The organism is Paramesorhizobium endophyticum (assembly GCF_014640615.1).
Classification (GTDB): domain Bacteria; phylum Pseudomonadota; class Alphaproteobacteria; order Rhizobiales; family Rhizobiaceae; genus Paramesorhizobium; species Paramesorhizobium endophyticum.
The window spans coordinates 1-933 of the sequence record NZ_BMHH01000076.1 but is presented as its reverse complement, the minus strand read 5'-3'; the positions used below and the strand labels follow the sequence as shown (position 1 = coordinate 933).

1 protein-coding gene is annotated in these 933 nt (G+C 58.5%); it reads left to right on the top strand.

Annotated features, from left to right (window positions below):
- On the top strand, positions 1-933 hold a 933-nt coding region (locus tag IEX53_RS23620; RefSeq protein WP_188826611.1), incomplete at both ends, for an IS630 family transposase.

The following is a 933-nucleotide window of genomic DNA, read 5'->3' as shown; positions in this document are numbered from 1 at the left end:
CCGTCTGGCGCGGCGAGCGAACGCACTTTTGCTTCTGGATGACGGCTTGAGCTGTGCGAAGGTCGCCAAGGTCCTGTTCCTGGACGATGATACGGTTCGCGGCTGGTACGAGTCGTTCCGCAAGGATGGCCTCGACGGATTGATCGGCTTTGGCATGGGCGGCAGCGCCGGCTTTTTAAGCGCCGCCCAGGCAGAACAGGTCAAGGCCTATGTGAGGCAGCATCTGCCACGCTCGACCAGCCAGATCGGCGCTTTCATTGCCGCGCAGTTCGGGATTTCCTATGAAAGCCGCTCCGGTCTGATCAAGCTTTTGCACCGGCTTGACCTTGAATATCGTAAGCCTGAAGTGATCGGGCGTCATCTTGACGAGGATCGGCAGAAAACCTTCATCGCCGCTTACGAGCGCTTATTGAACGCTCTAGGTCCGGACGAAGCCGTTCTGTTTGCCGATGCAGTGCACCCTACGCATGCCGTGCGCCCAGCCGGCTGCTGGGTGGTCCGCGGGCAAAAGCCTGCGATCGGGCAAACCACCGGGCGACAGCGGCTCAACATTCATGGCGCCATCGACCTGGAGACAGGCCAGACACGCATGATCGAGGCCGAAAGCATCGATGCTGCTTCCACCATCCGCCTGCTGGAAAGCCTTGAAAGACTTTATCCGGCACACACGGCCATCCATGTCTTCCTCGACAATGCCCGCTATCATCATGCGGTGCTGGTGCAGGAGTGGCTGGCCAGATCAAAATGCCGGATCAAACTCCACTTCGTTCCGGCCTATTGTCCCCATTTAAACCCCATCGAGAGGTTGTGGGGCCTGATGCACAAACACGTCACCCACAACAAGGGCTACCGAACCTTCAACGAGTTCGCCGACAAAATCCTCGCCTTCCTGCGCCAGAAAGTCCCCAGAAATTGGGACCGGTTCCGGGATAT